General features: G+C 65.9%; 24 protein-coding genes. 21 read left to right on the top strand and 3 right to left on the bottom strand.

Translation table 11 applies throughout. The features are described 5' to 3' along the window. Nucleotides 1-211: 211 nt before the first annotated feature. From NO357_RS19250 to NO357_RS19235, 4 genes are all read left to right on the top strand, one after another. The gene (locus NO357_RS19250) at nt 212-1,087 is read left to right on the top strand and encodes an S-methyl-5'-thioadenosine phosphorylase (RefSeq protein WP_306737506.1); all 876 of its coding nucleotides are present in this window, start codon (nt 212-214) and stop codon (nt 1,085-1,087) included. A gap of 23 nt (nt 1,088-1,110) precedes the next feature. Continuing rightward, a complete protein-coding gene (locus NO357_RS19245) occupies nt 1,111-2,748 on the top strand; it encodes a thiamine pyrophosphate-binding protein (protein ID WP_306737369.1) in 1,638 nt (545 codons plus the stop codon). A 493-nt stretch (nt 2,749-3,241) separates the two neighbouring features. After that, nucleotides 3,242-3,871, top strand: coding sequence for a LysE family translocator (locus NO357_RS19240; RefSeq protein ID WP_306737368.1), 630 nt, complete (start codon nt 3,242-3,244; stop codon nt 3,869-3,871). 64 nt (nt 3,872-3,935) lie between these two features. Beyond that, on the top strand, nt 3,936-4,475 hold the full coding sequence (locus NO357_RS19235) for an adenine phosphoribosyltransferase (RefSeq protein WP_306737367.1): 540 nt from the start codon (nt 3,936-3,938) through the stop codon (nt 4,473-4,475). Between the two features lie 516 nt (nt 4,476-4,991). Here the strand turns inward: NO357_RS19235 and NO357_RS19230 are convergent. After that, nucleotides 4,992-6,419 carry a TldD/PmbA family protein gene (locus NO357_RS19230; RefSeq protein WP_306737366.1) on the bottom strand — a complete coding sequence of 476 codons (1,428 nt, stop codon included), beginning with the start codon at nt 6,417-6,419 and terminating at the stop codon, nt 4,992-4,994. Nucleotides 6,420-6,615: 196 nt separating this feature from the next. Here NO357_RS19230 and coxB point away from each other — a divergent pair, with 196 nt between their 5' ends. The 12 genes from coxB (at nt 6,616) to dprA (ending at nt 18,068) form a co-directional block, all read left to right on the top strand. Beyond that, the gene (gene coxB, locus NO357_RS19225) at nt 6,616-7,527 is read left to right on the top strand and encodes a cytochrome c oxidase subunit II (RefSeq protein ID WP_306737365.1); all 912 of its coding nucleotides are present in this window, start codon (nt 6,616-6,618) and stop codon (nt 7,525-7,527) included. Between the two features lie 55 nt (nt 7,528-7,582). Beyond that, on the top strand, nt 7,583-8,521 hold the full coding sequence (gene cyoE / locus NO357_RS19220) for a heme o synthase (protein WP_306737364.1): 939 nt from the start codon (nt 7,583-7,585) through the stop codon (nt 8,519-8,521). 2 nt (nt 8,522-8,523) lie between these two features. Further along, the gene (locus tag NO357_RS19215) at nt 8,524-8,697 is read left to right on the top strand and encodes a cytochrome c oxidase system small membrane protein (RefSeq protein ID WP_512699424.1); all 174 of its coding nucleotides are present in this window, start codon (nt 8,524-8,526) and stop codon (nt 8,695-8,697) included. Next, nucleotides 8,697-9,293, top strand: coding sequence for a cytochrome c oxidase assembly protein (locus NO357_RS19210; protein WP_306737363.1), 597 nt, complete (start codon nt 8,697-8,699; stop codon nt 9,291-9,293). The genes NO357_RS19215 and NO357_RS19210 overlap by 1 nt, the downstream gene beginning before the upstream one ends. A 1-nt stretch (nt 9,294) precedes the next feature. Continuing rightward, nucleotides 9,295-10,095 (top strand): cytochrome c oxidase subunit 3, encoded by an 801-nt coding sequence (locus NO357_RS19205; protein WP_306737362.1) that lies wholly within the window; start codon nt 9,295-9,297, stop codon nt 10,093-10,095. A 314-nt stretch (nt 10,096-10,409) separates the two neighbouring features. Next, on the top strand, nt 10,410-11,081 hold the full coding sequence (locus NO357_RS19200) for an SURF1 family protein (protein ID WP_306737361.1): 672 nt from the start codon (nt 10,410-10,412) through the stop codon (nt 11,079-11,081). After that, entirely contained in the window at nt 11,081-12,472 is a 1,392-nt protein-coding gene (thrC, locus tag NO357_RS19195) for a threonine synthase (RefSeq protein WP_306737360.1), read from the top strand. Before NO357_RS19200 ends, thrC begins: the two co-directional genes overlap by 1 nt. Beyond that, on the top strand, nt 12,469-13,731 hold the full coding sequence (locus tag NO357_RS19190) for a M16 family metallopeptidase (RefSeq protein ID WP_306737359.1): 1,263 nt from the start codon (nt 12,469-12,471) through the stop codon (nt 13,729-13,731). The genes thrC and NO357_RS19190 overlap by 4 nt, the downstream gene beginning before the upstream one ends. Then, nucleotides 13,731-14,318, top strand: a complete 588-nt coding sequence (locus tag NO357_RS19185; protein WP_306737505.1) for a GNAT family N-acetyltransferase — start codon at nt 13,731-13,733, stop codon at nt 14,316-14,318. The genes NO357_RS19190 and NO357_RS19185 overlap by 1 nt, the downstream gene beginning before the upstream one ends. Nucleotides 14,319-14,465: 147 nt before the next feature. Then, nucleotides 14,466-15,287: an MBL fold metallo-hydrolase gene (locus NO357_RS19180; RefSeq protein WP_306737358.1), complete on the top strand. Its 822-nt coding sequence runs from the start codon at nt 14,466-14,468 to the stop codon at nt 15,285-15,287. Between the two features lie 69 nt (nt 15,288-15,356). Beyond that, nucleotides 15,357-16,778: an FAD-binding oxidoreductase gene (locus tag NO357_RS19175; protein WP_306737357.1), complete on the top strand. Its 1,422-nt coding sequence runs from the start codon at nt 15,357-15,359 to the stop codon at nt 16,776-16,778. A gap of 84 nt (nt 16,779-16,862) precedes the next feature. Beyond that, nucleotides 16,863-18,068: a DNA-processing protein DprA gene (gene dprA / locus NO357_RS19170; protein WP_306737356.1), complete on the top strand. Its 1,206-nt coding sequence runs from the start codon at nt 16,863-16,865 to the stop codon at nt 18,066-18,068. Between the two features lie 42 nt (nt 18,069-18,110). Here dprA and NO357_RS19165 read toward each other — a convergent pair whose 3' ends face one another. Then, on the bottom strand, nt 18,111-18,548 hold the full coding sequence (locus NO357_RS19165) for a hypothetical protein (protein ID WP_306737355.1): 438 nt from the start codon (nt 18,546-18,548) through the stop codon (nt 18,111-18,113). 135 nt (nt 18,549-18,683) lie between these two features. On the opposite strand from NO357_RS19165, the gene topA reads away from it, so the two are divergent. The 3 genes from topA (at nt 18,684) to NO357_RS19150 (ending at nt 22,281) form a co-directional block, all read left to right on the top strand. Next, nucleotides 18,684-21,203 carry a type I DNA topoisomerase gene (gene topA, locus NO357_RS19160; protein WP_306737354.1) on the top strand — a complete coding sequence of 840 codons (2,520 nt, stop codon included), beginning with the start codon at nt 18,684-18,686 and terminating at the stop codon, nt 21,201-21,203. Between the two features lie 120 nt (nt 21,204-21,323). After that, nucleotides 21,324-21,902, top strand: a complete 579-nt coding sequence (locus NO357_RS19155) for a L,D-transpeptidase (RefSeq protein ID WP_306737353.1) — start codon at nt 21,324-21,326, stop codon at nt 21,900-21,902. 145 nt (nt 21,903-22,047) lie between these two features. Continuing rightward, nucleotides 22,048-22,281: a hypothetical protein gene (locus NO357_RS19150; protein ID WP_306737352.1), complete on the top strand. Its 234-nt coding sequence runs from the start codon at nt 22,048-22,050 to the stop codon at nt 22,279-22,281. A gap of 71 nt (nt 22,282-22,352) precedes the next feature. Here the strand turns inward: NO357_RS19150 and NO357_RS19145 are convergent, their stop codons facing one another. Next, the gene (locus NO357_RS19145; RefSeq protein WP_306737351.1) at nt 22,353-23,300 is read right to left on the bottom strand and encodes a cyclase family protein; all 948 of its coding nucleotides are present in this window, start codon (nt 23,298-23,300) and stop codon (nt 22,353-22,355) included. Nucleotides 23,301-23,569: 269 nt separating this feature from the next. On the opposite strand from NO357_RS19145, the gene NO357_RS19140 reads away from it, so the two are divergent. Both NO357_RS19140 and NO357_RS19135 read left to right on the top strand, forming a co-directional pair. Then, nucleotides 23,570-24,568: a lysylphosphatidylglycerol synthase transmembrane domain-containing protein gene (locus NO357_RS19140; RefSeq protein WP_306737350.1), complete on the top strand. Its 999-nt coding sequence runs from the start codon at nt 23,570-23,572 to the stop codon at nt 24,566-24,568. After that, the gene (locus NO357_RS19135; RefSeq protein WP_306737349.1) at nt 24,568-25,869 is read left to right on the top strand and encodes an FAD-binding oxidoreductase; all 1,302 of its coding nucleotides are present in this window, start codon (nt 24,568-24,570) and stop codon (nt 25,867-25,869) included. Before NO357_RS19140 ends, NO357_RS19135 begins: the two co-directional genes overlap by 1 nt.

Below are 25,869 nucleotides of genomic sequence, written 5' to 3'. Positions count from 1 at the left end.
GTCCTTTTGTTGTCGCGGTGTTGTCCTGCGAGAGGGCTCGCTTAGCCGAGCCAGACGCGATTGGCCACCGCGCTTGTCCGGATTGCTGCCTTGCGTCGCAGGCATGGCTCGCGCCGAGATCGGACACATCTCGATCTGCGCAACCGCCACCCGCCTTGCCTTTCGCCGCGACCGCGGCGAAGAATGCCTGAAACACGAAGCGGAGGCATTCATGCTGGACACCATGATCGCCGTGATCGGCGGCTCGGGCATCTATGATATCGACGGGTTGGACGGGGCCGAATGGGTGAAGGTCGACACGCCCTGGGGTGAACCTTCGGATGAGATCCTGACCGGGTCTCTGGCGGGTGTGAAAATGGCCTTCCTGCCGCGTCACGGGCGCGGCCACATGCATACGCCGTCTTCCGTGCCTTACCGCGCCAATATCGACGCATTGAAACGGCTCGGTGTCACCGACGTCATCAGCGTCAGCGCCTGCGGCTCGTTCCGCGAGGCAATGGCGCCCGGCGATTTCGTGGTGGTGGACCAGTTCATCGACCGCACCTTCGCCCGCGAGAAAAGCTTCTTCGGCCCCGGGCTGGTGGCGCATGTCAGCGTCGCCCACCCGACCTGCCCGCGGCTGTCGGCGGCCTGTCTCGAGGCCGGGCGCGCGGCCGGCATCGCCATGCACGACGGCGGCACCTATCTCGCGATGGAAGGGCCGCAGTTCTCGACACTGGCGGAATCGAAGCTCTATCGCGAAAACTGGGGCGCCGACGTGATCGGCATGACCAATATGCCCGAGGCCAAGCTCGCACGCGAAGCCGAGCTTTGTTATGCCTCGATCGCGATGGTCACCGACTATGACAGCTGGCACCCCGAACATGGTGAGGTCGATGTCAGCGACATCATCGCCACCTTGATGGGCAATGCCGACAAGGGCCGCGAGATGGTCCGCCGCCTGCCCGCGCTGCTCGGGTCCGAGCGCGCGCCCTGCCCGCATGGCTGCGACCGGGCGCTGGAATACGCCATCCTGACCGCGCCCGAGGCGCGCGACGCGCAGATGGTGGCGAAACTCGATGCGGTGGCAGGACGGGTGTTGGGATAGAGTCCGCAAGCGGAGGGAGCGACGTGACGGGACAAACCTTGACGGTGCATGCCGCGCTGGCACGAGGGCTGGCGGCGCAGGGCGTGACGACACTCTTTGGCCTCTTGGGTGATTCCAACCTGTTTATGGCCGATGCCTTCGTGCGGGCCGAGGGCGGTCGGCTGGTGCCCGCGACGGTCGAGGACAACGCGGTGCTGATGGCGCTGGGCCACGCGGCGATGACGGGCGATGTGGGCGCGGCGACGGTGACGCAAGGTCCGGCGGTGTCGAACGCCGTCACCGCGCTGATCGAGGGGGTGAAGGGGCGCATTCCGCTGGTGCTACTGGCCGGCGACACCCCGGTATCCGACCCCTACCACCCGCAGCGCGTGGCGCAGGAAGCGCTGGTCGCCGCCACCGGCGCGGGCTTCGTGCGGCTGCGCGGCCCGACGACCGTTTTTGACGATCTGGCCACCGCCTTTCGCCAAGCCTGGACCGGGCGGCGGCCGGTGGTGCTGAACATGCCGACAGACATGATGTGGGAACCCGCGGCCGGCGCGCCCGTGGTGGCCGAGCGCGGCGCGCGCAGCGGTCCGCCGGCGATGGGCAAGGCGCTGGAGGATGCGGTGGGGATCATCGCCGCGGCCCGCGCGCCGGTGATCCTGGCCGGGCGCGGCGCCATCGGCGCGCGCGAAGCGCTGGAGCGGCTGGGCGCGCGGATCGGCGCGCCGCTTTCCACCACGCTCAAGGCCAAGGGGCTGTTTGGCGGTGCGGTGCACGATCTGGGCGTGTTCGGCACGCTTTCGACGCCGAACGGGGGCGAGGCGATCGCCAGAGCCGACTGCGTGATCGCCTTCGGTGCGGCGCTGGGGCGCTATACCACGGTACGGGGCGATTACCTGAAAGGCGCGCGGCTGATCCAGATCGACGACGACCCCGGCGCCCTGGGCCTGCACCAGCCGGCCGATGCCGCACTTCTGGGCGATGCCGCCGCGGTGGCCGAGACCCTGCTGCACTGGCTCGACGAGGCCGAGATCGAGTCGTCCCGGTTCACCGAGGCGCTGGACCCGCAGGCCTTCCTGCCCGCCGGCGCGCTGCCTCCGGCGAAACCCGGCGCCACCGCGCCGGGCACCATTGACATCGAGGTGGCGATGGACGCCATCGACCGCGCCTTGCCCGCCGACCGCGTGTTCGTCAGCGACGGCGGGCGCTTTCTCAACTCCGCCTGGAGCCGGATCGGCGTGTCGGATGCGCGCAACATGCTGCTGAGCGTCAATGTCGGGGCCATCGGCCAGGGGCTGGGCCAGGCCATCGGCGCGGCGCTGGCCCGGCCCGATCAGACCGTGCTCCTGGTGATCGGCGATGGCGGGCTGATGCTGGGCAACCCGGCCGAGCTGAGCTCGGCGGTGCGCGAGGCGCTGGATCTGGTGATCGTGATCTGCAACGATCAGGCTTACGGCGCGGAATACGTGCAGTTCGAAGACCGGCAGATGGACCCGGGCCTGTCGCAGTTCAAGTGGCCCTCTTTCGCCGAGATCGGCCGTGCAATGGGCGCCGAGGCGCACCGGGTGACGGGCATCTACGAACTGGAGGCGGCGCTGGCCGCCCTGCCCGGCCGCACCGGTCCGGTGGTGATCGAGCTGATGCTCGATCCGGCAGTGGTGCCGCGGCTGCAGCTGTGACGCGGCTTGCGCGCCGCCCCGCCACCCGATCACCGATTTTTGCTATGAATTAGGGCGTATCGGGCCTTGCCGGAATTGGTGCGGTTCTGGCCTGGGGCGGGCGTTGCCAATTGCAGAGCGGAGCCGGGCCAGCGGCGGACCGTGGGCTGCCGCTAGGCGTTGTGAACGGCGCGCTTTATCGTGACATATCCGGATGACCTCAGAGGCTTGCTCTGGCCTCACCAAAGCGGCAGACCGCCGGGACGGTCCGCCGCTGGCCCGGCGGCCTGCGGCCTTGTTCCGGGCCAAGGTGCGACGATTGAACGGCCGCTTCAGGCCAGAACCGGAAGCTGGCCCAACAAAGCCGGATTGGCACCAGGGCAAGATCGGTGGTCGGGTCAAACACGGGGCGGCGGGAGCAACAGGTCGTTGCCGATGACCCCGGGTCGAGACATCTTGTCCCCGCCGGCGCGGGGTGCATAGTGGGCCGGTCCGGAACAAGGAGCCGCCCGCCATGCCAATCGAGCTTTGGCTTGCCTTCGTCGCCGCCTCGACGGCGCTGCTGATCATTCCCGGCCCGACCATCCTGCTGGTGCTCAGCTATGCGCTGAGCCAGGGGCGGCGGGTGGCGGTGGCCTCGGCCACCGGGGTGGCGCTGGGCGATTTCGTCGCGATGAGCGCGTCGCTGGCGGGGCTCGGGGCGCTGGTGTCGGCCTCGGCAAGCGCGTTCACGGTGCTGAAATGGATCGGCGCGGCCTATCTGGTCTGGCTCGGTGTGAAGCTGTTGCGCTCGGCGCCGAAAGGCGGGCTGGCGTTGCCCGACGCGCCCGAGGGGATCGAGGCCGGGCGGATCTTCTGGCACGCGGCGGCAGTCACGGCGCTGAACCCGAAATCCATCGCCTTCTTCATCGCCTTCGTGCCGCAATTCGTGACCGCCGGGCAGCCGCTGCTGCCGCAATTCGCGGTGCTGATCGCCACCTTCGTCGGTCTGGCGGCGCTGAACGCGCTGGCCTATGCGCTGTTGGCCGACCGGCTACGGCGCACGATCCGGCAGCCGGGGGTGATCGCTTGGATGACACGCACCGGGGGCGCAGCATTGATCGGCATGGGGGTGATGACGGCCAGCCTGCAGCGCGCGTCCTGATGGGCGGGCCTTGCGCGGGCGCGTCGTATCGGCCAAACCAAGACGAGCCGGTCAGGAGACGCCTATGCCCAACCACAAAACCGTCAAGGAATACATCCGCACCATCGTTGACTTCCCGCATGAGGGAATCATGTTCCGCGATGTCACCACGCTGTTTTCAGATCCGCGAGGCTTCCGCATGGCGATTGACCAGATGCTGCACCCATTTGCGGGCATGCAGATTGACAAGGTCGTGGGGCTCGAAGCGCGCGGGTTCATCCTGGGCGGGGCGATCGCACACCAGCTGACCGTAGGGTTTGTGCCGGTGCGCAAGAAAGGTAAGTTGCCCGGCCCGGTAATTTCCGAAGATTACACGCTGGAATACGGCGAGGCGGTGGTCGAGATCCACGACGATGCCATCGAAGCGGGCGAAAAGATTTTGGTGGTCGACGACCTGCTGGCGACCGGCGGCACCGCTGCAGCGGGCATTCGGCTGATCGAGCGTCTGGGCGGCGAGATCGTGGGCACCTCGTTCATCGTCGACCTGCCGGACCTGGGCGGGCGCGAGAAACTGGAAAAGATGGGGATCGAGGTCGAAGCACTCTGCGCCTTCGAAGGGTCGTAAAGAAAACCGCATTCGTTGGCAGTGACAAGCCGGGGGCGATTGGGATCGGCCCTGCTTGCCGCGACTTGAAAGGCTCAGAGTCGCCCTGCCCCGGCAATCGCCGAGCGGCGTTCGCCACCGGCTGCGGTCAAGCAGGAATTGCTCCTCGTATTGGCCGCGCGGCGCCATCGGCGCGAAATCACCTGGAGGCCGCGCGTTCGCCAGGCCGCGGACTGGCGTCCCGCCGTTTCAGCATGGCGCTTTATCCTCGCCAAGTGCTTCGAACTTCAGAGTTCCGCCTGACCCTTCCAATCGCCAGGCCAAGGGACGGCGTGGCGATCGCGCGGCAGCCTGCGGCTGCTGTTCGCGCGGGGGGGCGACGACATGAACGGCTGCTCAAGGCCAACACCGGAAGCCGCCCCACCTGAACACGATCCGTTCTGAACCGCTTTCCCGCGCGCATTAGATGCTGCGAGACAACCGGTTTCGACCGCGGTCTGCTACGGGTTTTCGACCGGCCTTGCCGCCTCGTCTACATCAGGCGCCGGCCGCGGCCCCGCCCACGGTCAACCCACCGATCAACGTCGTGGGCTGGCCCACCCCCACCGGCACCCATTGCCCGGCCTTGCCACAATTGCCCATGCCAGGATCGAGGGCCATGTCGTTGCCCAGGCCGCGTATATTGTTCAGGGCCGTGGCCCCGTCACCGATCAGCGTCGCGCCCTTGACCGGTGCGCCGACCTTGCCGTTCTTCACCCGGTAGGCCTCGGTGCAGGAGAACACGAACTTGCCGTTGGTGATATCGACCTGCCCGCCGCCGAATCCCACGGCCCAGATACCGTCCTGCATCGACGCAACCAGATCACCCGGATCGGCGTCGCCGCCCATCATGTAGGTATTGGTCATCCGCGGCATCGGCGCATGGGAATAACTTTCGCGCCGCCCGTTGCCGGTCGGTTCCACCCCCATCAGCCGGGCGTTCTGACGGTCCTGCATGAAACCTACAAGAATGCCGTCCTCGATCAGCGTGGTCTTCGAACTGGGCGTGCCCTCGTCGTCGAAGCTGATCGAACCGCGGCGATCAGGCAGGGTGCCGTCATCTACCACAGTCACCCCCCGCGCCGCGATCCGCTGCCCCATCAGACCGGCAAAGGCCGAACTGCCCTTGCGGTTGAAATCGCCTTCCAACCCGTGGCCGATGGCCTCGTGCAGCAGGATCCCGGGCCAGCCCGGGCCCAGCACCACGTCCATCACCCCGGCCGGCGCCGGCTCGGCCTCGAGGTTAACCGTCGCGATCCTCAGCGCCTCGCGCGCCTTTTGCTGCCAGTCGGCCGGGTCGAGCAACCCCGAAAGACCGACGCGCCCACCCCCGCCGGCACTGCCAGATTCGCGGCGGCCGTTCTGCTCGACGATGACCGAGACATTGACCCGCGTCATCGGCCGAACGTCGCGCAGGTGCTGACCATCGGGCCGCAGGATCTCGACCTCCTGGCAGGAGGCGGCGATTGTCGCCGACACTTGCACCACCCGCGTGTCAAGCTCCCGCAGGTAGGCGTCGATCTCGCGCAGAGTCTCGATCTTGACCGGAAACGGCGCGTCCGAGATCGGATCGGTATCGGCATAGAGCCGACGATTGGTGGGCGCCGGCCCGTCGGCAAGCCGGCCACCGCCCTCGCCCACCGCCAGCCGGGCGGTGTCCACCGCCCGGATCAGGGCGGAGTCGGATATTTCGGTGGAATGGGCATAGCCCGCCACCTCGCCACGCACCGCGCGCAGCCCGAATCCCTCGGACGCATCATAGCTGGCCGTTTTCACCCGCCCGTCATCGAACACCAGCGCCTCGCCGCGGCGGCGTTCGAGGAACAGCTCGCCATCGTCGGCCCCGTCCGTTGCACGACGCAACAAATCAAGGGATTTCTCCAGATCCAGCGTCTGCTCGAAAGGGCGGAAAGATGTGTCTGACATTTGTGTTTCTTCCTGTCTTCCATGCTCCGCCGATTTGATCTATGTCAAAAAAAGCGTCCGTTTGCCGCAAGCGGAATCCTTGTTTCTCAAAGGAGAATATGGTTTCTGTCGGCGGCAAAACAACGGGGTTCTCGCGCCTGCCGCAAAACCCGGACCGAACGACACGATGAACTCGATAAACCGATCAGGGTGACATATGCGACTAATCACTTCCTTCCTGACCCTTCTGGCCTCTCTGGCCGCCGCACCGGCCTTTGCCCAGAACGCGCTGGAAACCATCGGCAAACCGGTTGATGGCCTGATGGGCTTCCAACCCGCCGCGACCGAACTGGCCCGCGACCTGCAATTCCTGGACGGCTTGATCAACTACATCATCTTTGCGATCACCGCTTTGGTGCTGCTGCTCATTTTCATCGTGATCGTGCGGTACAACCGCCGCGCCAATCCGAATCCGGCGAGCTTCACCCACCACACCCCGATTGAAATTCTGTGGACCGTCGGTCCGATTGTGATCCTGGTGTTCATCGGTGCCTTCTCGCTGCCGGTGCTGTTCAAGCAGCAGGAAATCCCCGAGGGTGAGGTCAACATCAAGGTGACCGGCCACCAGTGGTACTGGACCTACACCTATACCGATACCGAGAACGATTTCGAATTCGACAGCTACATGATCGGCCAGCCCGCCAGTCTCGACGAGGGGATCCGCCCCGCGGACGCAGACGTCACGCCCTACGTGCTGGACGACGCGATGCGCGCCAAGCTGGTCGACGCGGGCTTCAACGAAGACGAATTCCTGCTGGCCACCGACACGTCGGTCGTGGTGCCGGTCGACAAGGTCGTCGTGATGACCGTGACCGCCGACGACGTGATCCACTCGTGGACCATCCCCGCCTTCGGCGTGAAGCAGGACGCCGTGCCCGGCCGCCTGGCGCAACTGTGGTTCAAGGCCGAGAAGGAAGGCATCTATTTCGGCCAGTGTTCCGAGCTGTGCGGCAAGGACCACGCCTATATGCCGATCACCGTCAAGGTCGTGAGCCAGGAAGCCTACGACAAGTGGCTCGCAGCGGTGACCGAAGCCGACGAATACGTCGATGTGGCGCAACTGAACTGATCGACAGCCGACAAGGGTCCCGCCCCGGCGGGACCTGCTGCAACAGGGCCAAAGCATGACCGATACGAGCTTCGAGACACAGGTTCAGCAGGGCGACGCCGGCTTCGGCGATTTCTTCGCCCTGCTCAAGCCACGGGTCATGTCGCTGGTCGTGTTCACGGCCTTTGTCGGCCTTCTGGCCGCACCGCAGCCGGTGCATCCGTTCATCGGGTTTGTCGCGATCCTGTTCATCGCGCTCGGCGGCGGCGCCTCGGGCGCGCTCAACATGTGGTGGGACGCCGATATCGACCGCATCATGAAACGCACCCGCGGCCGCCCGATCCCGGCCGGCCGCGTGACCGAGGGCGAGGCGCTGGGCTTCGGCGCCTTCCTGTCGGTGTTGTCGGTGGTGATGCTTTGGCTGGCGACCAACTGGGTGGCGGCGGCAATTCTGGCCTTCACCATCTTCTTCTATGTGGCGATTTACACCATGTGGCTAAAACGCTCGACGCCGCAGAACATCGTGATTGGCGGTGCGGCCGGGGCCTTCCCGCCGATGATCGGCTGGGCCGTCGCCACTGGCGGCATTTCAACCGAGTCGATCTTGATGTTCACCCTGATCTTCATGTGGACCCCGCCGCATTTCTGGGCCCTGGCGCTGTTCATGAAATCCGACTACCACGAGGCCAAGGTGCCAATGCTGACCGTGACTCACGGTCGCAAGGCGACCCGCGCCCACATCCTGATCTACACCCTGCTTCTGGCGCCGATCGCACTCGGCCTCTCGGTCACCTCGATCGGCGGACCGGTTTATCTCGCCGTCGCGGTGGTACTCAACCTCTTGTTCCTGAAAGGCGCAGTCGACATCTGGCGCCGCGACGAGGCGCAGGCCGAGGCTGACGGTTACCGCACCGAGAAGAAGGTCTTCGGCCTGTCGCTGATGTACCTGTTTGGCCATTTCGGCGCCATCCTGGTGGAATCGACTCTGCGGGTCTACGGCCTGGGAGGCTGGTGAGCATGGCGCTTAAGGTCGAACACGAACTGCATCACCGCCGGCTGGGCCGCAATGTCGGTCTCGCGCTGGTGCTTCTGGCCTTCGTCGCCCTGGTGTTCGGGCTGACCCTGGTCAAGACCAAGCGCGGCGACTTCAACACCCAGCCCCCGGCGGCCAGCGCTGAGGAGGGCAACTGATGGCGATGGACCCCAAGACCAAAACCGTGGTGCAGACGGTCAGCGTGGTGGTTTTCATGGGCGCGATGGCCTGGGCGTCGGTGCCGCTGTACGACTGGTTCTGCCGCGTCACTGGCTTCGGCGGTGTCACCCAGACGGCCGAAACCGGCAGCGATGTCATCCTCGACAAGACGATCAAGGTCCGCTTCGACGCCTCCAAGGCCAAAGGCTTCGGATGGGAATTCCAGCCCAAGCAGAAGGAAATGGAACTGCGCATCGGCGAAACCGGGCTTGCCTTCTACGAGGCTTACAACCCCACCGACAAGCCGATTGCCGGCCAGGCCAGCTATAACGTCACGCCTTACGAGGCCGGCGCCTTCTTCACCAAAGTGGACTGCTTCTGCTTCACCGAGCAGGTGCTGCAGCCCGGCGAACGCATCGACATGCCGGTAAGCTTCTACGTCGACCCCGAACTGGTCGAAGACCGGGATGCGAAGTTCATCCACACCATCACGTTGAGCTACACGTTCTACGAAATCGACATGCCCGAGGCGGAAACCGCCATACGCGGCGACGAGCAAACCAAGAACATCAACCAAGCCTCCAACGAGGGATAATATGGCGCACGAAAAAAACCACGACTATCACATTCTCGAGCCCTCCGCCTGGCCGCTGTTGGGCGCTCTGGCGGGCTTCACCCTGCTGTTCGGGGCCGTGCTCTACTTCCACGACGTGACCCCCTGGGTCATGGTCGCCGGCTTCCTGTTCACTTTCTACGTGATGTGGGGCTGGTGGTCCGACGTCGTCAAGGAAAGCAATGTCGGCGATCACACCCCGGTCGTACAGATCGGCCTGCGCTACGGCATGGTGCTGTTCATCATCTCCGAGGTGATGTTCTTCTCGGCCTGGTTCTGGACCTTCTTCAAACACGCGCTCTACCCGATGGGCCCGGAAAGCCCGCTGGTCGATGGCCAGTGGCCGCCGGCGGGGATCGAGACCTTCGATCCCTGGCACCTGCCGCTGATCAACACGCTGATCCTGCTGTGCTCGGGCATGGCCGCCACCTGGGCCCACCATGCCATTGCGCATGAGAACAACCGCGAAGACATGAAATGGGGCCTGATCATCGCCGTCGTTCTGGGCGTGTTCTTCACCATCCTGCAGGCCTATGAGTACAGCCACGCCGGCTTCGGCTTCGCCGGAAACATCTACGGCGCGTCGTTCTTCATGGCCACGGGCTTCCATGGCTTCCACGTGATCATCGGCACCATTTTCCTGCTGGTCTGCCTGCTGCGGCTCCAAGCCGGGCACTTCACGCAGGAAAGCCACGTCGGCTTCGAGGCCGCCGCGTGGTACTGGCATTTCGTCGACGTGGTCTGGCTGTTCCTCTTCGCCTCGATCTACATCTGGGGCGCCTGAGCGACCTGAAACCGCGAGACCGTCGGACACGCCCTGCGCAATGCGCGGGGCGTTTTCTTTTGCCACGGCAAAGGCGCAATGCCCGCGGCGCCATACCGCCGGTCCCGGTGTCAGCTTTTCTTTCTTGGTTGAAATACTCATGGCGCGGCCGGTGCCATCGCCGCAAACCCGGGGCATAGGTGCCGCCCGCCCCGGTGCGACAAAGCGGCGGGCCGGACAGGGGTACGGCAAGAAGGCGGACCACCACAGGTCTTGCCCCACCCCCCGTTTCCCGCCTAAACCCGACGCTGCATCCTTTGACGAGAGCCTGCCCCGTGCGCCGCAACCTGTCCTTCTTGATCTTCTCCCTCGTCGTGCTGGCCGTGCTGGTCTCGCTCGGCAACTGGCAGGTTCGGCGTCTGAACGAGAAGCGTGCCTATCTCGACGAAATCGAGGCGATGATCGACGCCGCGCCGGTGTTCCTGCCTGCAAACCCCGACCCGGACGTCGACCGTTTCCGTGCCGTGCGCGCCAGCGGCCGGCTGACCGGCCCCGAAGTGCACGTTCTGGTCTCGACCCGTGGCTTCGGCGCCGGCTACCGCGTGATCCAGGCCTTCGAGACGCAGGGCCGCCGGGCGCTGCTCGACCGCGGCTTCATCCGCCTAACCGACAAGAACCGCGCGCGCGGCACGGAGCCAATCACCGTCACCGGTAACCTCTACTGGCCCGACGAAACCGACCGCTTCACGCCCGAGAACGATCTCCCCGCCAACATCTGGTATGCCCGCGATGTGCCGCCGCTGGCCGCGCAGCTCGGCACCGAGGAAGTGATGATCATCGCCCGCGAAACCGTGCCGGATGACCCCGCGATCACGCCCCTGCCGATTGATACCAGCGACATCCCCAACCGCCATCTCGAATACGTGCTCACCTGGTATGGCCTCGCCCTGACCTGGGTGGTAATGAGCGCTTATTTCCTCCACCGCCGACGCGTGAAAGAGACCTGATGAACTACATCTCGACCCGTGGCACCGCCCCGGTGCTGAACTTCGAAGATACGATGCTGACCGGGCTGGCCCGCGACGGCGGGCTTTATGTCCCCGAAGAGGTGCCGGTGCTGGCCCCCGAGGTGGTGGAAAAGCTGCATTGGGAAGATTACGAGGGCATGGCGTTCCACGTCATGAAACCCTTTATCGGCGACACCTTCACCGATGACGAGTTCAAGGCGATCATCGCCCGCGCCTATGCGGATTTCGGCCATGCCGCGCGGGCACCGGTCAAGCAGCTGCGCCACGGGCTGTGGATGATGGAGCTGTTCCACGGGCCGACGCTTGCGTTCAAGGATTTCGCGATGCAGCTGATCGGCCAGATGTTCCAGGCCGTGCTGGCGCGGCGGGGCGAGCGGATCACCATCGTCGGCGCCACCTCGGGCGATACCGGCAGCGCGGCGATCGAGGCCTTTCGGGGGCTCGACAATGTCGATGTCTGCATCCTCTTTCCGCATGGCCGCGTGTCCGAGGTGCAGCGCCGCCAGATGACCACCCCGTCCGAAGCCAATGTCCATGCCCTGGCCGTCGAGGGGACGTTCGACGATTGCCAGCGCCACCTGAAGGACATGTTCGCCGACGACGCCTTCCGCGACGAGGTGCGGCTGGCCGCCGTCAACTCGATCAACTGGGCGCGGGTGCTGGCGCAGGTGGTCTATTACTGGTGGGCCGCGGTGGCGCTGGGAGACGGCAAGCGGCGGATGAGTTTCACCGTGCCGACCGGCAATTTCGGCGACATCTACGCGGGTTTCATCGCCAAGCGGATGGGGCTTGATATCGAGCGGCTGGTGGTCGCCACCAACCAGAACGACATCCTGCGGCGCGCAATCATGACCGGCCGTTACGAGGTGGGCGAGGTGCGTCCGTCGATCAGCCCGTCGATGGATATCCAGGTGAGTTCCAATTTCGAGCGGCTTCTGTTCGATGCGCTGGGGCGCGACGGGGCGGCGGTGAGCGGGCTGATGAACGGGCTCAGGCAATCCGGCGGGTTCACCATTCCCGACGCGGCGCAGGACTATATCCGCCGGCATTTCGACGCCAGCAGCACCAGCGAGGAGCAGACCAGCGCCGAGATCGCGGAGTCGCACGCGCAGTTCGGCGAGCTGGTCTGCCCGCACAGCGCCATCGGGATCGAGGTGGCGCGGGCGCATCAGAATATCTCGGTGCCGATGGTGGCGCTGGCGACGGCGCATCCGGCGAAGTTTCCCGACGCGGTGGAACAGGCCACCGGTATCCGCCCGCCGCTGCCGCCGCGCATGGCCGACCTGTTCGACCGTGCGGAACGGGTGACCCGGGTGGCCAATGACCTGGGCCAGATCCAGGCCCTGATCGAGGAGCGCCGCCGCAAGTGACCGTCGAAATCACCACCCTTTCCAACGGCTTTCGCATCGCCACCGAGCACATGCCGGGGCTGCAATCGGCCAGCGTCGGCATTTGGGTCACCGTCGGCGGCCGCAACGAACGCCCCGACCAGAACGGCATCGCGCATTTCCTCGAACACATGGCGTTCAAGGGTACGGCGAAGCGCAGCACGCTCGAGATTGCCGAGGCGATCGAGGACGTCGGCGGCTACATGAATGCTTACACCAGCCGCGAGACCACCGCCTACTACGCCCGCGTGCTGGGCGAAGACGTGGGCCTCGCCATCGACGTGATCGGCGACATCCTTCTGAACCCGTTGTTCGAACCCTCCGAGATCGATGTCGAACGCCACGTGATCCTGCAGGAGATCGGCCAGGCGCTCGACACCCCCGACGACGTGATCTTCGACTGGCTGCAGGAACGCGCCTATCCCGGCCAGGCCCTGGGCCGCACCATCCTCGGCCCGCCCGAGCAGGTCAGCCGCTTTTCCCGCGCCGATCTGCGAGGTTTCGTAGGAGAACATTACGGACCAGGCAACATGATCCTGGCCGCCGCCGGCGCCCTCGATCACGCGGCCGTCGTCCGCCAGGCCGAGGCGCTGTTCGGAGCCATGGCCGCCCTGCCGTTGCAGACGCCCGACCCGGCCTTGTTTCAGGGCGGCGAAACCCGTCATGAAAAACCGCTGGAGCAGGCCCATTTCGCGCTCGGTTTCGAAGCCCCGGACTATCGTGATCCAGCGATCTATACCGCCCAGGTCTATGCCAACGCCCTGGGTGGCGGCATGTCCTCGCGACTGTTTCAGGAAATCCGCGAGAAACGCGGCCTTTGCTACACGATCTTCGCCCAGACCGGCGCCTATGCCGACACCGGCATGATCACCGTCTATGCCGGCACCTCGGGCGAGGAACTGCCCGAACTGGCCGGGATCACCATCGACGAGATGCGCCGGGCGGCAGATGACATGAGCGAGGCCGAGGTGGCTCGCGCCAAGGCGCAGATGAAGGCGGGCCTGCTGATGGGGCTGGAAAGCCCGTCGAACCGGGCCGAGCGGCTGGCGCGGATGATGCAGATCTGGAGCCGCGTGCCTGCGCCAGACGAAATCGTCGAGAAAATCGACGCGGTCACCACGCGCTCGGTGCGCGACTTCGCCGGTGCCACGGTGGCCGAGGCCAGCGCCGCGCTTGCGCTTTACGGACCCGTAGACAAGGCGCCATCGCTCGGCGCGCTCAACGAAAGACGCGCGGCGTGATGCTCGCCCGTTCGCGCAGGAAGATCCGGCTCGAGACCGACCGGCTGACCCTGCGCGCGCCCCTGCATGCCGACTTCCACGCCTGGACCGGATTGCGCCGCCAGAGTGCAGCGTTCCTGACCCCGTGGGAGCCCGTTTGGGCCGACGATCACCTGTCGCGTCGGGCCTTCACCAACCGGGTCTATTGGGCCCAGCGCTCGATCGGCGCCGGCACGGCACTGCCGCTCTTCATGATCCGGCGCGTTGACGAGGTGCTGGTCGGCGCCATCACCCTCGACAACATCCGCCGCGGCCCGGCCCAAGCCGGAACGCTCGGCTACTGGGTCGGCCAGCCCTTTGCCCGCCAGGGCTATATGCGCGAGGCGATCGGGGCGATGGTCCACCATGCCTTCCACCGCCTGGACCTCAGCCGGCTCGAAGCCGCCTGTCTGCCGGAAAACGCCGCCTCGCGCGGGTTGCTGGAACAAACCGGCTTCAAATACGAAGGCGTGGCTCAGAGCTATCTCCAGATCGCCGGCCGCTGGCGCACTCACGTGCTCTATGCCGCCCTGCGTTCCGACCGCCGCGGCAAAACCGGAGCGGGATGATCCCGGCGGCGCGGACGGGATCGCGTGGAACGCGCTGCCCATGGCGCCTGCAAGCGGCGTAACCGCCACTGTCACCCACTGACGCAACCGTGACGCGCGCAATGGCATCGTTCATGCTAGGCTTCCGGTCAGGAAAGGAGACCCGCCATGCTGCGCCTTGTCGTCGTTCTGATCGTATTTGCCACCGCCGCCCAGGCCCAGAGCCGACGGCCAAGTCACTGCATCGCCATCGCTGACGCCGCGCCGGGCGTCGAGTATCTCCACAAGGCCAGCTTCCGCCAGCCCCTGCCCGATCACACGGTGCGGATCTCCTACATCGCGCATGCCTCGTTCCTGATCCAGACCCCTGCCGGCGTGAGCGCGGTGACCGACTATACCGGTTTCATCGGACGGACGACGTTGACTCCCGACATCGTGACGATGAACCACGCCCATGAAACGCACTGGACCTCCGCCCCCGATCCCGCCATCCCGCACGTGCTGAAAGGCTGGGGCGACAAGTTCGGCCAGGGCATCCAGCACAGTCTCGAACTGGGCGATCTTGCCGTGCGCAACGTCCCGACCGATATCCGCAGTTTCGGCGGCGTGGAGCCCGCCGGCAACTCGATCTTCGTGTTCGAGGTGGCCGGGCTCTGCATCGGCCATCTCGGCCACCTGCATCACGAACCCACCGGCGAGCAATTTGCCGCGCTCGGCCGTCTCGACGTGGTCATGGCGGCGGTCGACGGCGGCACCACGCTTGATCTGCCGACGATGATCAAGGTACTGAAACGGCTGCGCTCCTCGGTCGTGATCCCGATGCACTGGTTCGGCGATACCACGTTGCAGACCTTCCTGGTCGGAATGGCGGATGAATTCCTCGTGGTGAACGACAAGACCACCAGCCTCGAAGTCTCGCTGCGGAGCCTGCCCTCGCGGCCCACCGTGCACGTGCTGCATCCGCGATACCTGCGAGATCCTGACGATTGATCTGTCCGGCCCACCCGGTGCGGCAGAAATCGCATTCGACAGGCCCCGCGGGAATGCTATGAAGGCGGCATGAACCTGAACTCTGCCAACGACGCTTTTGTCGCGAAACTCCGCAGTCACATCTCCGAAGCCGCGATCCGTACGGTCGAGCCGCGTTATCTGGAAGAACCGCGCGGCAAGTGGCAGGGCCAGGCTGGCGTCGTGGTGGCCCCGGCCAATACCGAGGAGGTCGCCGCCGCCATCCGCGCCGCTGGCGACGCGCGCGTCGGTGTCATCCCCTATGGCGGCGGCACCGGCCTTGTCGGGGCACAGATCATGCCCGAAGGCCCGGCCCCGATGATCCTGTCGCTGGAACGGATGAACACGATCCGCGGCGTCTATCCCGAGGAAAACGTCATCGTCGCCGAGGCCGGTGTCATCCTGCAGGAGATCCACGAAGCGGCCGGGGCGGCCGGTCGGTTGTTTCCGCTCAGCATTGCCGCCAAGGGCTCGGCCCGGATCGGTGGCAATCTCTCGACCAATGCCGGCGGCGTCAACGTCTTGCGCTACGGCAATGCCCGCGATCTCTGTCTCGGGATCGACGCGGTTCTGCCTGACGGATCGATCATGCACGGGCTGACACGGCTGAGGAAAGACAACACCGGCTATGACCTGCGTAACCTGCTGATCGGCGCCGAGGGCACCCTGGGGGTGATCACGGCCGCCGCGCTGAAACTGGCGCCGCGGCCGCAGGAGACCGGCACCGCGCTTCTGGTGGTCAACGGCCCGGCAGCGGCGCTCGACCTGCTGTCGCTGGCCCGCGACCAGGTCGGCGAGGCGGTGAGCAGTTTCGAACTGATCGACGGCCAGGGTTTCGACTTCCTCGCGGACACCCTGCCCGACATCCGCCGCCCGTTCGACCCGGCACCGCCCTGGATGGTGCTGGTCGAACTGGGCCTGTCGGGCGGTGCTGGCGCGCAGGCCGCGCTCGAACGGCTGTTCGGCGCGGGGCTGGAAACTGGGTTGCTGAGCGACGGCGTGCTGGCCCATTCCGGCGCCCAGCGCGACGCCCTGTGGGAGATCCGCGAACAGATCCCAGAGGCCAACCGCCGCGTCGGCTCGGTGTCGAGCCACGACGTGTCGCTTCCGCTGAGCGAGATCGACGGCTTCATCGCAGCGGCGCGCGCCGCACTGGCGCAACTGGGTGATTTCCGCATCAATTGCTTCGGCCATCTCGGCGACGGCAACCTGCACTACAACGTCTTCCCGGCGCGCGGCAGAACCCGTGCCGACTACCCCGGTATGGGTCCGCGTGTGCAGGAACGCGTGCACGAGATGGTGGTGGCGCGCGGTGGGTCGTTCTCGGCCGAACACGGCGTCGGGCGGCTCAAGACAGGCGATCTGGAACGCTGGGGGGATCCGGCGCGGCTGGCGGCAATGCGGGCGATCAAAGCGGCGCTCGATCCGCTGGGCATCATGAACCCGGGCGCGGTTCTGACGGCAGGCGGATAATCAGCTGACAAAATTCGCGTTATGATTTACTGCCCGTTAACCATTTCTCACATAGAGATGGTTCCGCAAGCAGGCGGAGTCACGATGGCGCAAGAGTTTCACTCTTCCTCTCACCCCCCACTCCCACCCACCACGGAAGATGAAATGCTGTCGTGGCTCCGCTTGCTGCGTTCCCGCCGGGTGGGTATTTCAACCTTCAACCGCCTCCTGGGCGAACACGGCAGCGCCACGGCCGCGCTGGCCACCCTGCCCGACGTGGCCCGCGACGCTGGGATCAACGACTATGCAACCTTTGGCGAAGCCGCCGCGCGGTCCGAGATGGCCGCTGGAGCCAAGGCCGGTGCAAGGCTGGTCGCCATCGGCCAGCCCGGTTATCCCGCGGCGCTTCTGGACCTCGACGATGCGCCACCGCTCCTTTGGCTCAAAGGCCGGGCCGAGTTCCTGGAGAAACCGGTAATCGCCTTGGTCGGCGCGCGCAACGCCTCGTCCCTGGGGCTGCGCATGGCGCGGCGCCTGGCGGGCGAGCTGGCCGAGGCAGGCTTCGTCATCGCCTCCGGGCTGGCGCGCGGTATCGACACCGCGGCCCACAAGGCAACGCTGGAGACCGGCACGATTGCCGTCATGGCCGGCGGTATCGACGTGATCTACCCGGCTGAAAATACCGGCCTCGGTGCCGAAATCGGTGTGTCCGGCCTGCTGCTGTCCGAACAGCCGATCGGGCTTGTTCCGCAGGCGCGGCATTTCCCGCGGCGCAACCGGTTGGTTTCGGGGCTGGCGCGTGCCGTCGTGGTGGTCGAGGCGGCGGCGAAATCGGGTTCGCTCATCACCGCGCGCACCGCGCTCGATCAGGGACGCGAGGTCCTGGCGGTGCCCGGGCATCCGTTCGACGCGCGCGCATCCGGATGCAACATGCTGATCCGTGACGGCGCCCGCCTGGTGCGCGGCGCCGACGACGTGATCGAGGCCATGGGCCCGATCGCCGCCGCGGCGACCGGTCCGGCACCGGCGCAGGCGGACCTGGCATTGGAAACGCCGGACACCTTCGTGCCGTCGCCGCCGCCCGACCAACGGTCGCTGCGCGAAACCGCCCGCCTGCACCAGCAGATCCTCGACCGCCTCGGCCCCTCCCCGCTGGCCGAAGACCAGTTGATCCGCGATCTGCGGCTGTCGGCCAATTCGGTCGCCCCGGCGCTGCTCGATCTTGAACTCGACGGCCGCATCACCCGCCAGGCCGGTGGATTGCTGAGCCTGAGCACCGCCAGGCCGACAGGCAAGTGCCAGACGGTCTGACAGGCTCAATGCCGGGCCTCGGACCGGTGTCCATACCGAAGGTCAGAACTGTTGGCAGGCTTCCGGGATGACCGCCCGGTATTCCTGGCAAATCGGTTCCCAGGAATACCACACGTCGGTGGCGGATATGCCGATATGCACTGCGACCCAGGTCCGCCCCGACAGTTTGTAAAGCGCCTGCACTGTGGCACCGTCGCCGACCTCGGGGTCAAGCTCTCCCCACCGCGCGGCCGGGGTATCGGCAATATCGATCACGCCGCCGCCCGGGCGCTGCGCCATGCCGGAAAAAAACGCGATATCGTCCGCCACCCGCAGGTCCCAGACCACGAATTCGACCGGTGCGCCCAACGGCCATTCGATATGCGGCCTGAGCGCGTCCATCAGCGTTCGGCGCAGCTCCGTGCCGCGCGCGGGCTCGAAATAGTCGGCACGCACGCCGCTGGCCGCAACCAGAAAAACCGCCAAAATCAACCGCCACATGCCCTGTCTCCTCTGCTTGAAAATGCACATCGGCCCCACCGCAAGCATTGGATATTTGACAGCGCATTGACAATCCCCCTTGTCCCAACCCATGTTCCGCCGCCATAAGGCGAGGCTCGAGTCGGAAGGAATTTCATGCCAGTTGTTGTTGTCGAATCCCCTGCCAAGGCAAAAACCATCAACAAGTACCTTGGCAAGGATTACACGGTGCTCGCCTCCTATGGCCATGTGCGCGACCTGCCGCCGAAGGATGGCTCGGTCGATCCCGAGCACGAGTTTGCCATGACCTGGGAAGTGGCCGCCGACTCGCGCCGACACGTCAAGGCCATCGCCGACGCGTTGAAAAATGACCCCGATCTGATTCTCGCCACCGACCCCGACCGCGAAGGCGAGGCGATCTCGTGGCACCTGGAAGAGGCGCTCAGGAAGCGCCGGGCGCTCAAGAAGGACAGCCATGTCAGCCGGGTCGTCTTCAACGCCATCACCAAATCCGCTGTCACCGAGGCAATGAAGAACCCGCGCGATATCGACCAGCCGCTGGTCGATGCCTATCTCGCCCGCCGGGCGCTCGACTATCTGGTGGGGTTCAACCTCAGCCCGGTGTTGTGGCGCAAATTGCCCGGCGCCCGATCGGCCGGCCGGGTGCAGTCGGTCTGCCTGCGACTCATCGTCGAACGCGAGATGGAGATCGAGGCCTTCACGCCTCGCGAATACTGGAGCGTCAAGGCGATCCTTGGCACCCCCCGCAGCCAGGAGTACGAAGCCCGCCTCACCGTGCTCGCCGGCAAGAAGCTCGACCGCTACGACATCGAAAACGCGACCCAGGCCGAACTGGCGGTGCAGGCGATCGAAAGCCGCGACCTGACGGTCACCTCGGTCGAGGCCAAGCCGGCCGCGCGCAACCCCAGCCCGCCGTTCATGACCTCGACGCTGCAACAGGAGGCCAGCCGCAAGTTCGGCATGGGCGCGCGCCAGACCATGTCGGCGGCCCAGCGCCTCTATGAGGCCGGCCACATCACCTATATGCGCACCGACGGCATCGACATGGCGCCCGAGGCGGTTCAGGCTGCCCGCGCCGCGATCGAAAAACGCTATGGCCCCGAATACGTGCCCGGCGGCCCGCGGATCTACAAGAACAAGGCCAAGAACGCGCAGGAAGCGCATGAATGCATCCGTCCCACCGACATGGAGGCCGACGCAGCCGCGCTCAAGCTCAAGGACGCCGATCAGCGCAAGCTTTACGACCTGATCTGGAAGCGCACGCTGGCCTGTCAGATGGAAAGCGCGCGGCTGGAGCGCACCACCGTCGACGTGGCCAGCGCCGACGGCCAGGTCGGCCTGCGTGCCACCGGCCAGGTGGTGCTGTTCGACGGCTTCCTCGCCGTCTATGAAGAAGGCCGCGACGACCAGGTCGTCGACGAGGACGACAAGCGCCTGCCACAAATCATGCAGGGTGAAGCCGCCGGCAAGAAGCAGATCACACCGGAACAACATTTCACCCAGCCACCGCCGCGCTACACCGAGGCAACGCTGGTCAAACGGATGGAAGAGCTGGGCATCGGCCGCCCGTCGACCTATGCCTCGATCGTCACCACGATCCAGGAGCGCGAATACGTCCGCAAGGACAAGGGCCGACTGATCCCCGAGGACAAGGGCCGGATCGTCACCATCTTCCTGCTGAACTTCTTCCGCAAATACGTGGGCTATGAATTCACCGCCCATCTCGAGGAAGAGCTCGACGATGTCTCGGCCGGCAACCGCGACTACAAGAACGTGCTGTCGCGCTTCTGGAAAGATTTCTCGGCCGCCATTGCCGAAACCTCGGAACTCAGGATCACCGAGGTCCTCAGCTTGCTCGACGAGGCGCTGGCCGATCAGCTCTACCCGCCGCGCCCCGATGGTTCCGATCCGCGGATCTGCCCGAAATGCGGCACCGGCAGGCTGCATCTCAAGACCTCGCGCACCGGCGGCTTCGTCGGCTGCGGCAACTACCCCGAATGCACCTATACTCGCCCCATCGCCGGAGAGGGCGCCGAGGGCGACGAGCGTCTGCTGGGCGAAGATGCCGGCGACGAAATCTGGCTCAAGTCGGGCCGGTTCGGACCGTATGTCCAGCGCGGCGAAGCCACGCCGGAGAACAAGAAGCCGCCACGTGCCAGTCTGCCCAAGGGTTGGTCGAAGGACGACATGGATCTTGAAAAGGCACTGCGCCTTCTGGAACTGCCGCGCGAGGTTGGCGAACACCCCGATGGCGGCACGATCTCGGCTAATTTCGGGCGCTTCGGGCCTTACGTGATGCACCAGTTGCCCGACGAGGCCAAACCGGTCTACGCCAATCTCAAGGACCCCACCGACGTGTTCGAGATCGGAATGAACCGAGCCGTCGAAATCCTGGCCGAAAAGCGCGCCAATCCGGGCGGCCGCGGCCGCGGCGCTGCCGCCAAACCGCTCAAAACCCTGGGCGATCATCCCGAGCGCGGCGGGCCGGTCAACGTGATGGATGGCCGCTATGGGCCTTACGTGAAATGGGACAAGGTCAACGCCACAATCCCGAAAGACGTGAAGCCCGAAGACGTTACCATGGAAATGGCCGTCGAACTGATCGTCGAGCGCGAGAAGAAGGGCAAGGGTGGCCGCAGGCGCAAGTCGGGCTGAACCAGGGCCGCAAGCAGCGGCCCGCCGATCACATCCGCTTTCAAGCATATGTGATTGGCCTTTCCCTGTGCCGCGCGGCAGCTTGCCCGCAAATCCTTGCAGGCTCAGGATACTCACGCCATGACACAGACGACCCTCTCCCGCCGCGGCCTTCTGGCCGGCGCCGGCGCCACGCTCGTCCTGCCGGCCGCCGCCCGTGCCGAGCAGGTCACCGAACCCGACCCCGCCGTCGAGGTCACCCGCCACAATATCTCCAGCTTCACCACCCAGGACTGGCGCGACCATTTCGACACGTTGGGGGTTGCCACAATTGTCGCCGACACCACGTCGCGGGCCCTGCACTTCTGGTCGGGCGACGGCAGCACCTATCGCATCTTTCCGACCTCGGTGCCCAAGACCGACGAACTGACCAAGCGCGGCTATACCGAGATCGTGCGCAAGAAGGTCGGACCCAGCTGGACCCCCACGCCGTCGCAGTTGCAACGTTTTCCCGACTGGAAAGCGATCCCGCCAGGGCCCGACAACCCGCTCGGCACCCACGCGATGTATCTCGGATGGCCCGCTTACATCATCCACGGCACCCATGACACCCGCAAGATCGGGCGGCGCAGCTCGGATGGCTGCATCGGGCTTTTCAACGAGAACATCGCTGAGCTTTTCGAGTTGGCTCCGACCGGCACCCAGGTGCGGCTGATCTGAACCGCCACCGGGCGAAATACGCGCTGCGACCGGCGTGATTGTTGACTTCGCCGCAACCGGGCGTCACACCTGTCTGCAACCAATCGGCGCGGGCGTGCGACCCCACAGGCAGCCCGGCCCCGATGCGAAGCGCAGGGAGCCCAGGATGGACCGCGAAGACGCCCTCAAGAAACGCGCCGACCTGATCGAATCCCGCACGGCCGAATATGTCCACCGCGCCAAGCGTATGGTGCTCGACACCTTCGGGCGCGACGCGGCCAGCACTCAGGCCACGCTGGTGGTCCAGATCGCCCGGGCGATGATCGATCTCGAGGCGGCCGAACTAAACGCCGCAGCACTGCGCCGGATCGCCCGGGAAATCGAGGACAAGGACGGCTGACCAGACCTGTCCCGACGACAAAGGGCGCCCTGCAAGGCGCCCTTTTCTGTTCTGCAAACCGGCTGCAGCACTCAGTAGAGCGCCACCGGATTGATGATCATCTGCACCGTGCCGCGGATGCGGGCCTGGCCGAGGACGAACATGAATTCGTTGACCCCGTCGCGCAGGACCGGCCCGGTGTTCATCGTCTCGAGGATGTAGATGCCGTTCTCTTTCAGCAGCACCACGTGGCCATAGAAAGCCCCGTCCCCCGGCGCCGGCGGCACCGGCTCGATCCCCCAGGTGTCGGCGCCCACGGCCATCACGCCGAGCGACGCGAGATAGCGCGAGCCGCTGACGTTGATCCCCGGCTCGCCCGAGACCCATGCGGTGGGCTCCGCTTCCAGCATGTTCTCGGTCCAGCCGGTGTGAAACAGCACGATGTCGCCCTCGCCGATGGTCACGCCCTGCGCCTCGGCCGCGGCCTTGACCTCGGCCTCGCCAAAATGCTCGCCGGCCTCCAGGTACGTCTTGCCGGCGTGCTTGGCCATGTCGAGGATCACCGCCCGTCCGACCAGCGGCGGGATGTCATGCACGCCCAGCTTGGTCAGCCCGGTGATGGCCGAGATCTCCTTCTCATCGTTGCAGTTGTAGTAATAGCCGGCTTCGCCCAGATGGCCGAGCCCGTCGATTTGGCTGCCGATGCCCACCCAGGTCTGCAGGATATCGTCATTGTAATTGCCCGGATAACCGAACTGCGTCAGCTTCTGCCCGCCCTGCTGGTTGGGCTGCACCACCTGAAGATTGAGCGACCGCGGCGGGAAGGCCGGGGTCGTGGCATCGATCACGATACCCAGCGGCACCGACTTGCCCTGTTTGACGAGCTTGAGCGCCGCCATCGTGCGCTCCGGTGTCACCAGGTTGGCCGAGCCCAGCTGGTCCTCCGCCCCCCATTTCGAGTGGGCGCAGTCCTGGGCCAGGGCCATGTGACCGGAAAAGGCAAAAAGGCAGGCCAGGCCCGCGCGGAACATTTTGGTCATGTTTTCCTCCCTTTTGCGGGTGTTGACCAGTGTCGGCCGGCCCGCGTTCTTTGGTTTGGGTTCGCGGCCGGCTGGGTCCTCCCCCCAGCGGCTGCCTTGTGATCTTAGCACGAAAACACATGCCAGGGGTGAATTTGCCCCAACGTCACATCGCGCCTGCCACCGTCCACCGCAACCTCCCGGCAGGCGATACCATGGGCGGGAATTTTTGTTTCCGAACTCGCAACAAATCCATATTCTTGCCCCAATCTGTCTCTAGAGAGACGGCAATGACCATGAGCAGCACCGACACACGGCCCACCTCCCCGCGCCGCCTGCGTGATCTTGCCCTGCTGGGCGGGTTGTTTGCGCTGGTGATCGGCGGGCTGGTCAGCCTCGCCGCCGCCACCGGCTGGGAGGAAACGCTGGCGCAGTTGACAAAGCTGGGACCGGTGCAGATCGCGCTGCTGCTGGGGCTCAGCCTCGTCAACTATCTCTTCCGCGGACTCCGCTGGCATATCTTCGCCACCCGTCTCGGTCTGCCGCTCGATTTCCCGGCCAACCTGCGCCATTTCCTCGGTGGTTTCGCCATGTCGGTCACGCCGGGCCGGGTCGGCGAACTGATCCGCATGCGCTGGATCGCCCGTGAAACCGGCTGGGCTTTCGAGCGCACCGCGCCGCTGGTGCTGATCGACCGCGCCTCCGACCTCGCCGCAATGGGTCTGATCCTCGGGCTGTCGCTGGCGCTGGCCGCAGGCGGCATCGCGCTGGCCCTGCCGGTCGCGGTTTTAGCCCTCACGGCAGCGGTGATCGTCACCCGCCCTGCACTACTGGCCGGGCTCGCCACCCAGTTCTATCGCCGCACCGGTCGGTTGCCCCGGCTGATGACCCGCATCCGCCGCGCCGCGCGGTCCCTGCGCGCCTTCTCGCATCCGCAGACCCTGGGGTTCGCCGCTGCGCTCGGCTTCGTCGGCTGGCTGGCCGAAGGCTATGCCTTCCACCTGCTGCTGGGCTGGTTCGGAGCCGATCTGGGGTTCTGGACCGCCACCATGATCTTCGTCTTCGCCACCCTGGCCGGCGGGCTCACCGGCGCCCCCGGCGGTGTCGGCGGGGCCGAGGCGGCCATGGTGGCGTTGCTCTATATGGACGGGGTCAGCCCTGAGATCGCCGTCCCCGCCACCGCGGTGATCCGCGTCACCACCCTGTGGTTCGCCATCATCATCGGCTTGACGGTGTTACCACATGCCGAAGCGAAATCGACTCGAACAGACTCACAAGGAGCGCCGTGATGCGCTGGAAATCCGACACCTACTCCGGCTGGGGCCGGGCGCTCAGCGCCGACGGAGACCTCGCCCGCCCCGAACGCATCTCGGCGCTCAAGGGTCTGCCCCCGACCCCCGCCTTCGGCGCCCGCCGCTCCTATGGCGATGCCTGCCTGAATTCCGATGGCCGCGCCATCGACATGACCCGGCTCGACCGGATCCTGTCCTTCGACCCCGAATCCGGCGAGGTCGAGGCCGAGGCCGGCGTCGCCGTCGGTGAGCTTGCCCGCATCTTCGCACCGCAGGGCTGGATTCCCACGGTCATGCCCGGCACCGGCTTCGCCACGGTCGGCGGCGCCATCGGCATGGACGTGCACGGCAAGAACCATCACCGCGACGGCGCCTTCGGCAACCACGTCAAGGCAATCCGCCTCATTCATCAGGGCAAAGCCAAAACCATTACGCCCGAGAAAAACGCCATGCTGTTCAAGGCCACGCTGGGCGGGCTGGGGCAGACCGGGCTGATCGTCTCGGCCAGGCTGCAGATGACGCCGATCCCGGGCCTGGCGATGAAAGTGCGCGAAAGCCGCGCCGGTGATCTTGACGAACATCTCGCTCTGCTCGATGCCTCGGACGCGCCCTATACCGTCGGCTGGATCGACGCCACCGCCAAGGGGGACGCGCTCGGCCGTGGCATCGTCGAGGAAGGCGAACACTCGGGCGATCTGCCGCCCCGGGACGGCAAGGCCAAGACGGTCCCGGCCGATGCCCCGCGGTTTGCGCTGTCGAAACCGGTCGTGAAGGCCTTCAACGCCCGTTACTACAACCGCATCCCTGAAGAAGGCCGCACCCGCCTCCGTACGATGTCCGATTTCTTCTTCCCGCTCGACCGGGTGCTGAATTGGAACCGCCTCTACGGCAAACACGGCTTCCACCAGTTCCAGTGCGTGGTGCCGACCGACGCCGTCGAAACGTTGCGCGGCATGATCGACAGCGTCGCCCGCTCCGGCCTCGCCTCGCCGCTCGCCGTGCTCAAGCGGCTGGGCTCGCAATCCGCCGGCTTCCTGTCCTTCCCGATGGAGGGCTACACCCTGGCCGTCGACTTCCCCAACCGGGCCAGGGCCCAAGGCCTGATCCGGTCGCTTGGCGAACAAACGGCGCAGGCCGGCGGACGGATCTATCTCGCCAAGGATTCGCTGGCCGACGGGGCCACGATCAAGGCGATGTATCCCGACTGGACCAAGTGGCAGGCCGAGGCCGACAAGGCCGATCCCGAGAGGCTGCTGGAAACCGATCTGATCCGACGCCTGGACCTGAGGAGCACCTGA

It is taken from the genome of Marimonas arenosa (assembly GCF_030848945.1).
GTDB classification, from domain to species: domain Bacteria; phylum Pseudomonadota; class Alphaproteobacteria; order Rhodobacterales; family Rhodobacteraceae; genus Marimonas; species Marimonas arenosa.
The sequence above is the reverse complement of the archived record's forward strand: the minus strand, read 5'-3'. Positions and strand labels throughout refer to the sequence as shown.